This window comes from Rhizobium sp. FG113, from assembly GCF_057809895.1.
The window spans coordinates 21252-29247 of record NZ_JBMDKV010000036.1; the positions used below are offsets into that span (position 1 = coordinate 21252).

The 7996-nt window shown below is 58.4% G+C and carries 7 protein-coding genes and 1 pseudogene; 2 read left to right on the top strand and 6 right to left on the bottom strand.

Annotation, left to right across the window (positions count from 1 at the left end; translation table 11 throughout):
* Window positions 1-57: 57 nt before the first annotated feature.
* Window positions 58-1158, bottom strand: a complete 1101-nt coding sequence (locus ACODTZ_RS34890) for a glycerol dehydrogenase (protein WP_489031768.1) — start codon at window positions 1156-1158, stop codon at window positions 58-60.
* 505 nt (window positions 1159-1663) lie between these two features.
* Between ACODTZ_RS34890 and ACODTZ_RS34895 the strand changes: the two genes are divergently transcribed.
* The gene (locus ACODTZ_RS34895; RefSeq protein ID WP_489031780.1) at window positions 1664-2215 is read left to right on the top strand and encodes a recombinase family protein; all 552 of its coding nucleotides are present in this window, start codon (window positions 1664-1666) and stop codon (window positions 2213-2215) included.
* Window positions 2216-2236: 21 nt separating this feature from the next.
* On the opposite strand, the gene ACODTZ_RS34900 is transcribed toward ACODTZ_RS34895, so the two are convergent.
* Entirely contained in the window at window positions 2237-2734 is a 498-nt protein-coding gene (locus ACODTZ_RS34900) for a hypothetical protein (protein WP_489031770.1), read from the bottom strand.
* 53 nt (window positions 2735-2787) lie between these two features.
* Between ACODTZ_RS34900 and ACODTZ_RS34905 the strand changes: the two are divergent.
* Window positions 2788-3569: pseudogene (locus ACODTZ_RS34905) on the top strand (IS5 family transposase).
* On the opposite strand, the gene ACODTZ_RS34910 reads toward ACODTZ_RS34905, so the two are convergent.
* The 4 genes from ACODTZ_RS34910 to ACODTZ_RS34925 all read right to left on the bottom strand — a co-directional run bounded on the left by ACODTZ_RS34910 (window position 3566) and on the right by ACODTZ_RS34925 (window position 7745).
* A complete protein-coding gene (locus ACODTZ_RS34910; RefSeq protein ID WP_489031772.1) occupies window positions 3566-4117 on the bottom strand; it encodes a MarR family winged helix-turn-helix transcriptional regulator in 552 nt (183 codons plus the stop codon). The pseudogene ACODTZ_RS34905 and the gene ACODTZ_RS34910 sit on opposite strands and share 4 nt — an antisense overlap.
* A gap of 36 nt (window positions 4118-4153) precedes the next feature.
* Entirely contained in the window at window positions 4154-5377 is a 1224-nt protein-coding gene (locus ACODTZ_RS34915; RefSeq protein ID WP_489031774.1) for an MFS transporter, read from the bottom strand.
* A gap of 11 nt (window positions 5378-5388) precedes the next feature.
* Window positions 5389-6810, bottom strand: a complete 1422-nt coding sequence (locus ACODTZ_RS34920) for a coproporphyrinogen-III oxidase family protein (protein ID WP_489031776.1) — start codon at window positions 6808-6810, stop codon at window positions 5389-5391.
* Window positions 6811-7067: 257 nt separating this feature from the next.
* Complete coding sequence (locus ACODTZ_RS34925; RefSeq protein WP_489031778.1) at window positions 7068-7745, bottom strand: SprT-like domain-containing protein; 678 nt, start codon at window positions 7743-7745, stop codon at window positions 7068-7070.
* Window positions 7746-7996: the final 251 nt, after the last annotated feature.

Below are 7996 nucleotides of genomic sequence, written 5' to 3' on the forward strand. Positions count from 1 at the left end.
GTGCAGACCGGACCTAATCGCGGTCGCAGACCCTGCTCGCCGCAGGAGCATATCCGGTCAGGCTGCGGCTTGTTCGAGCCGGCGTCCTTCGCCATCCGCCGTGATCAGCGCAGCGACAACCATATCCGGCGTCACTTTGAAGGGCGTGTTGTGGATCGTCTCGCCAGGAGCGCAGGCGCGTTCGGCCACCTGCTCCAGTTGAGATCGCGTCACTCCTTCAAGCCCGATCTGGGCGAACGTTGTCGGCAACCCGACGGAGCGCCCGAACTTGTACACGCGGTCGATGATCGTACGATCTCTCCCGGTCAGCCAAAGCTGGGCCAGCAGGCCGATCATCACCTTCTCGCCGTGATAGTAGTGATGCGTTTCATCCAGTGTCGTAAGCCCATTGTGGATGGCGTGCGCTGCCGCCAGGCCACCGCTTTCGAAGCCGAGGCCGCTCAGCAGCGTATTCGCCTCGACGACATTCTCCAGTGCTGGCACGACGACCTTGTGCTCGCAGGCCGTGCAGGCCATCACGCCTTGTTCCATGAGGCAATCGAAGCACAATTTGGCGAGGCCGTGGGCGGTCATCGGGCCGGGACGCCCCGTCATATTGGCGGCGCGTGTGAGGCGGCAATCTTCAGCCTCGAACCATGTCGCGAGCGCATCGCCCATACCGGAAACGAGATAGCGCACGGGCGCTTTGGCGACCACGCCTGTGTCGACAAGCACGAGATCAGGGTTCCTGGGGAGTACCAGGTAGCGCTTGAATGCGCCCTCGGGCGTGTAAACGACGGACAGCGCACTGCATGGCGCATCCGTAGAGGCGAGCGTCGGCACGATAGCGACAGGAAGGCCGAGATGATGGGCAACCGCCTTCGACGTATCGAGCGCCTTGCCGCCGCCAATGCCGATGATAACCTGTGAGTCTGCGTTCTTCGCCCTCTGCGACAGCCGCTCGATCTCCTCATCCGAGCATTCGCCGGCAAATTCTTCCATGTAGAAGCTGCCGGCCTTGGCAAGAATAGGCTTCAAGTCGGCATGAAAAGATTTGTACGCAAACGTGTCGAGAACGGCCAATCCTTTGCTGCCGAGCTTGGTGGCCTCTTCGCCGAGCAGCCGAAGCGCCCCGTCGCCTTGCACATACCGACTCGGAAATATCGCTGTTGTTATCATGCATCTCCTCCCCAGGAACGCTTATCTCTTAGCGTCGGGAGCTATAGCAGGAGGATTCCGACAGCGGGTATTATTGCCATACTACAGCCGCTTTTAAAGCCGGCGACAGCGCAATTATGAGACGGCAATAGGATAGATGAAGGAAGAGGAGCTTTTAGGCAAGGGAGACGAAGAAGTTCAATGGATCAATGAAACTTGACGCAATCGAAGTCACCACGATTTTCGTCCCGAACCTTGCAGAGGTTCGGATCTTCTATCTTCGCATGGTCGATGCCCCGATCGTCTATGAGGACGACGTTTCGACGGTGTTTGGGTTTGTCATAACGGTCCCCCAACTTTGCAAGGGGTGTCGCACAAATCCTAATCCGCGCAACACATCGGCCCGGCTTTGAATGTTCAGGGGAATTTCTGTCGCAAGTTTTAGTCGCAAGTGGTAAAACACCTGCGACATGATTTGCGACAAGGGGAAGCCGTGAGCCGCCGACCAGATTCCGACGCCGGCCGAGTGCTCATCGGCTATGCCCGCGTCTCGACGCGCGGCCAGGACCTGGACCAGCAGCGTGCCGCCCTCGGCGCGGCCGGCTGCATCCGCATCTTTGAGGAAAAGGCATCCGGGGCGAAGCGTGACCGGCCGGAGCTGGCGCGGATGCTCGACCATCTGCGCGCCGGCGACGTGGTGACGATCACCCGGCTAGATCGCCTCGCCCGATCGACGGCCGACCTCCTGGCGATCGCGGAGCGGATCAACGAGGCCGGCGCTGACTTGCGCTCGCTGTCAGAGCCATGGGCCGACACGACCACGCCGGCCGGGCGCATGGTGCTGACCGTCTTCGCCGGCATGGCCGAGTTCGAGCGGTCCTTGATCGTGGAGCGCACGAGCGCCGGCCGGATCGCGGCGAAGGCGCGGGGCGTTCGGTTCGGTCCCTCCCCTTCCCTGTCGGCCGAGCAGATCGTCCACGCCCGCCAGCTCATCGAGCAGGACAAGAAGCCGGTAACGGAAGTTGCCCGCCTCCTGAAGGTGCATCGTGCAACGCTCTATAGGGCGCTCGGAGGTTAGGTCGTGTTGACAAAGTTTCGCCTAGTCGGAGCTTGACCCTATGAGAATGCTTTCGCTCGCCTTCCCTGAGATAAGGTAGGCGAAATCCCAAAAAACTGGGTATGCGGGGTGTCCGCTCTGCAGCCAAAATGATTCAGTGCGGCTTGCGGCATCTACAAGATTGCGAACCTCGTCTTCGAGAACCTGCATCAGGGCGAGCAACCTTTCGGATTGCATCGTAGCAGCCGCTGGACCAGCGCCACTGTCGCCCGCGTAAAGCAGCGCATCTTTCAGATTGGGCCAAACGGATGCTTTTTCGACCTCTTGGATACCGCCGAGTGTTGCATCGGCCCCCAAGACTGTTTTGATGATAATGTCTTTGCGGGCTGACGTCTGCAAAGGCACTTCAAAATATCGCAAGAAAACGGTGTAGTTACAGGCATCTGCATTCAACGTCTTGGCGATTTCTTCGAGAACTTGGTGATCCATCGCATTTCCAGGATTGCGGCGCAGGCTCCAGCGCGTGGCATCAGATTGCATGGATTCCCACCTCACTCAAATTATGATTCAAGGCTGTCTTTTAGGAGGCAGTGATGGCACGTGGTGACCTTACGGATGCAGAATGGCGGATCGTGGAGCCGCTTCTTCCTGCAGAGCGCGGTCGGAAGTCCCGTCCTTCGCATGATAATCGCCAGTTCATGAATGGGATGTTGCACGTGCTTCGGGTGGGGTGCCCATGGCGTGATATGCATGAACGATACGGGAAGTGGAATTCTGTCTACGTCCGCTTTCGTCGCTGGGCTGAGCAAGGGGTATGGGATGCACTTCTGGAAACGCTTGTGGAACTCGGCCTTACAGATGATTGGCAGCACATGCTGGACAGTACAACAGTTCGCGGCCATTCACAGGCAGCGGGCGCTAAAGGGGGACTCATAAGGAAGCGTTTGGTCGATCACGCGGCGGTTTTACGACAAAAATCCATGCCCGAGCAGACGGTCAAGGACGCCCTCTTGGCTTTTTCCTGACGGGCGGCGAAACTTCCGACTATCTCGCCGTTCCCGATCTTCTCGCAATGCCGGTGACCAGGCCTCGTCGTCTCCTCGCGGACAAGGGATATGATGCCGATAGCATCCGCCAAGAGCTTCTAATTCACGGCATACGACCGGTTATTCCGCCTCGCGCCGGACGCAAGAACCCACCGGCTTGCGACTTTCATGCTTACAAAGACCGTAATCGCATCGAACGGATGTTCAATCGGATCAAACAGTTCCGCCGGATCGCCACTCGTTACGACAAGACCAAAATCTCGTTCGCCGCGTTCCTAGCAATCGCAGCGACTAAGATATGGCTGCCCTACTTTGTCAACATGGCCTAGAGTGCTTGATGGTGTTGGATTTGGACCGGGCAATCGGGATCAGAGCAGGCCCCGGTATCACACAAACGGCAAGTCCTGTCGCAAGCGCGGTGGTCGAATGGGAGGCCGCCGAGAATTTTTTTGAGTAGTGTTTCAAGCGTCTGGCGTTCATCCTCGTTGAGCGTTGATATCGCTTCCTCAAGGATGTTTTGCCGTTCCGCGAGGATTGACTCGCGCACTGCCGCCCCTTTTTCAGTTAGGGCGAGATGGATGAAGCGGCTGTCTTCATCGCTTTTTGTTTTCGTCACGAGCTGGTCGGCTTCGAGGCGAGCAACAACGCGTGTCGCCGCTGAGTGTGTATCCACGTCAAGACTAGCTCGCAAATCCTCGATCGTCGGGCGCTCACGCGTTCCGATCTGATTTAACGCAATAATGCCGCCTTCCGAGCAGTGCGAAGTTTCCAGAGCACGCTTGGTCACGCGGTCAGCGATCGTCAGGGCAAAAGCCCCGAGTATGTTTTCAAGGTGCGGCATGGCTGATTTGGGAAGTTTGCTCCAATGCGCGCGCATTATATGCGATCCGCACGCATAGAGCAAATTTCAGTTTTATACAGCGGAACCCGCTGGCGCGTTCATCCGGTCTACCGACCACAGGAGCGGAAGCGTCGCCAGCAACGCCGCCAGTAGCAGGCCGGCGATGATCGTCACCGCAACCTGCAAGGAAAACAGCGATCCCAGGACGCCGACAAGGAAGCTGCCTATGGGCATTCCTGCGTAGCCGATGACACGGAACGCCGAGTTCGCGCGGCCAAGCAAGTCTTTGGGGGTGAGCCTTTGCCTGAACGCCGTCACGGAAACGAACCAGAGGCTCAAGCCAGCGCCAGCGATGAAGGTCGTGATCCATACAGCGGCCACGCTATGGGAAAATGCCGGCACGATCAGCAGCGCGATCGTGCCCAGGCTGTCAGCAAGCACAGCAGCGCGCACCGACGCCGAACCGAGCAGATGCCGAACGCACAAAGCCCCTGCCATCGCGCCGAAGGCATAGGCCGCGAACATCATGCCGTACTGGCTGGCGTCCAGTCCAAGATGCTTGCTGTCCGTGACGAAGAAGATGAACGAGGTCAGGAATGCACCGAACACCACGGACAGGAAGAATGTCAGCACCGTAAGGGATGTGAGTTGGCGGTTTGAGAAGATGAACTGGAAGCCGGCCACGATATAGCCGATCGTCACATTTGGCCTGTCTGCCGCCGGTAGCGTCGGAATTGCCCGCCTTACAGTGAAGATCGAAGCGACGAAGGCCGCGATCAGAAGCCCGAAAAACAGCGTCGTGCTTTGCGCCAGGACCATGCTGGCGACAACGGGACCGAGGAAGTATGAGAAACCAAAATCCAGAAACAGGACGATGGAATAGAAAGCGGTCAGCTTGGCCCCCTCCATGATGAGCGGCGGTATCGTCATCATGTAGGCTTCAGCCGAAACTACGATCACGCCGGCGATGATGGCATAGATGAAGATATGTTCCGGCGGTACGAGCCGCGTCACCAGCATCACCAACAGCGCGACATGCAGCAAAGCGAAGATCGCGAGGGCCTGGACCGCCAATGTCACCTTGTCATGGCGGTCGAGCAGCGTTCCTGCGATGATTCCAAAGACCGGCCACGCGAGAGAGAACAGCCCTTGCGCCCAGCTCACGCCGGATACGGAATAGCCGGATTGAGTAGCGAGCAACGGAACAGCGGTGCGCAAGGCACCGCTGAGAAAGGCAAGGAGAACGACCGTCAGGCAAAAATATCGGATATGCCGATAGGCAAGAAGCTCTAGCACCCTTCCCTCCGTCACGCCGCTGCGCACACTTCCGTCGGCCCATCGAGCACGATGGGCGCATTCAGCATGTCCGCGACATAGTTGTTGACGATATCCCGGTCTGCCTGCGGCAGCAGGAAGTACATCAGGTTGGAATACCACTGCCATCCGAGGCGGGTGAGCTGGAGATCGTGGTCACTTTCCAGCACAAGGCCGGCGTCGATCACCCTTTGCAGGTTCTCACGCACGAACGGGTCGACCGCGTCCCAATCGATCCGGTCCTTGGCGACATATCCGCTGTAGGGCAGTCGCATGCAAAGCGCCTTCGACGCTCGTTGGTCGGCCGGCACCCAATTGTAGTGGGCCTTTGGTCCGCCCCTCTCCAGGGCATCCGCGATGTATTCGCTGCGACCAGGGTTCGAGCGCGTCACCAGAGAGCCGAGGATGGATTGAGCCGAGGCACCGAAGCCGACCACATAGTCGTCTTGGTAGCCGTGCAGGTATTTATGATAGCGGAAATGATTGGCCGAACTCAAACCGGCGGAATTGAGGGACGAGCGTTCGGCGTCCTTGATGTAGGAGTGCCCGTTGCACGGCGCATAGCCGCATGCCCGCATGAAGGTATCGCCGAACAGCCGCAACACCTGACGATGCGATAGGCTCGACGGCCCCATACCCTGCGCAGCATAGGATTTGTGCAGCTTGGGCGTGATGGCGATATTGTTGATCGGATAGAGGTTGATTGTTTCCGGCTGAAGCTCGGTCGCCCGCTTGAGATCGTAAAGCAGTTCCTCGGCTGACTGGCCGTGCATGCCGTACAGCATGTCAAAGCCGACGCGGCCGATGATTTCTTGCGACCACTGCACCGTGTTCTCGATATGCTCGCGTGTCGAGGTGAGGTCGAAGAGGGACCGGAACCGCTCGGTGAACGTCTGGACGCCGAAGCTGATGCGATTGACGCCGATCTCGCGGGCAGCCTGCAGCTTGTCCCGCGTGACGCTCTTCGGCTCGCATTCGAATGTAAATTCGGCAAGGGAGGACAGATCGAACTCGGCATGGAGCAGCTTCCCGATCTGCCGGATATTGTCGGCCGACAAAATGGAAGGTGTACCGCCACCCATGTAGATGCTGCGGATGCGCCCACCGAGCGAACGCACGAACTCCGATTTTGCAGTAATTTCCGCCGTGATTGCCGACACATAGGCTTCGACCTGATCGGCGTGCTTGTAGGCCCCCTTCTGGAAGGGACAGAAGGAACAGATGGTTTCGCAGAAGGGAATATGGAGGTAGAGGGAAATGGTGCGAGCTTGGGGAATCTTGCTAGCGCCGGTCAATTCCTTGAAATCCAGATATCCGTAAAAATCATCCGAGATAGTGCGGAACAATGGATAGGTGAAATTGTAGATCGGCTTCAGTTGATCGAATTTCACGAACGGATGATCGACAAGTTGCATTCCCTTCTCCCTCAACAATTTAGATGATTTTTCTGAATGCGGAGGTGGGCGACCGGACTTGCCGGCCGCCCGAGTGATTTACCAGGCGAATTCACGGAACATGATGATCCCTCCCTGTATTATCACATATACGTGCGTGCCGCACGCATTCATAAGTTGCCTAAAACTCGCGCGCTTTGCAAGTGGGGTGATGCGTGATCTTTTTGGGGCATCTGCGGGAAAGGGGCGAAACCCTACGCTTAGGAGGTTGGCGGCCTTTAGGCCGCTTCTTCCTTGTCCTCGCCCTCTTCGTCGGATTCCGGGGCTTCCATGAGGATTTCGCATTCCCCGCACATCAGGCGCGCGCCGGGCTTGGCCCAGGCGTGTAGCTCGCAGCTCGGGCAGGTGTAGCGGGTTTTGCTCGCCGCCTTCGCCTTGCGCTTCTTGCGGGTTTCCGCATCGCCCCACAGCTCGACATACAGGGCGTCGAAGCCTTCGGCGTCGAGATCGGCAAAGGCGGTTTGGAACGGGCCGCCCGGTGCGATGTAGTGCGTCATCTGCTGGCCGGTCTCCTTGCCGCCCGGCTGGCCGGTATCGGAGGGCACCAGGCCGACCGCGTGCATTTTCTCGGCCCATTCCTTGTTGTGGTAGCCGGCGCGCGAGGGCTTGCCGAAATGGTGCTGCCAGAGGTGCGCCATTTCGTGGACGAGCGTTGACAGGCTCTGTTCCGTGGTGCGCTCGCGGAAGTGCGAGGGGTTGAGGGCGATTTCGTCGGTGACGGTCTTGCCGTCCTTGGAGCCGAAACGCCCGCCCGCGAAATAGCCGTAAGCCTTCTTGGCGCGCTGCAAGGTCACGAGGCAGGCCGGCAGCTCGCCGGCGAACAGGCGATCGTTGAAGAAGGCATAGGCGCGGTTCAGGCCGTCATAGGTCTTGGCGGTCGGGTTGTCGGAGAGCATGGCGGCCTCGCGTTGTTTCGTACGATACAAAATTCTAGCGCCGGCGTGCCTGTCGGTCAATAGAGATTGTATCGTACGAAACAAAAATTGCTATTTTCGGATGCTTACCTACGTTGAAACGTATCAACGTAGGTACGTAATGAGCCACCGGCTCGCGCTGAGATTCGGGCGCGATGCGGCCGGGAAATGGAAGGACGGCGTCACGACACGAAAGTGGCGAATCTGTCCGACTTTTAAGAACGTATCCGGAA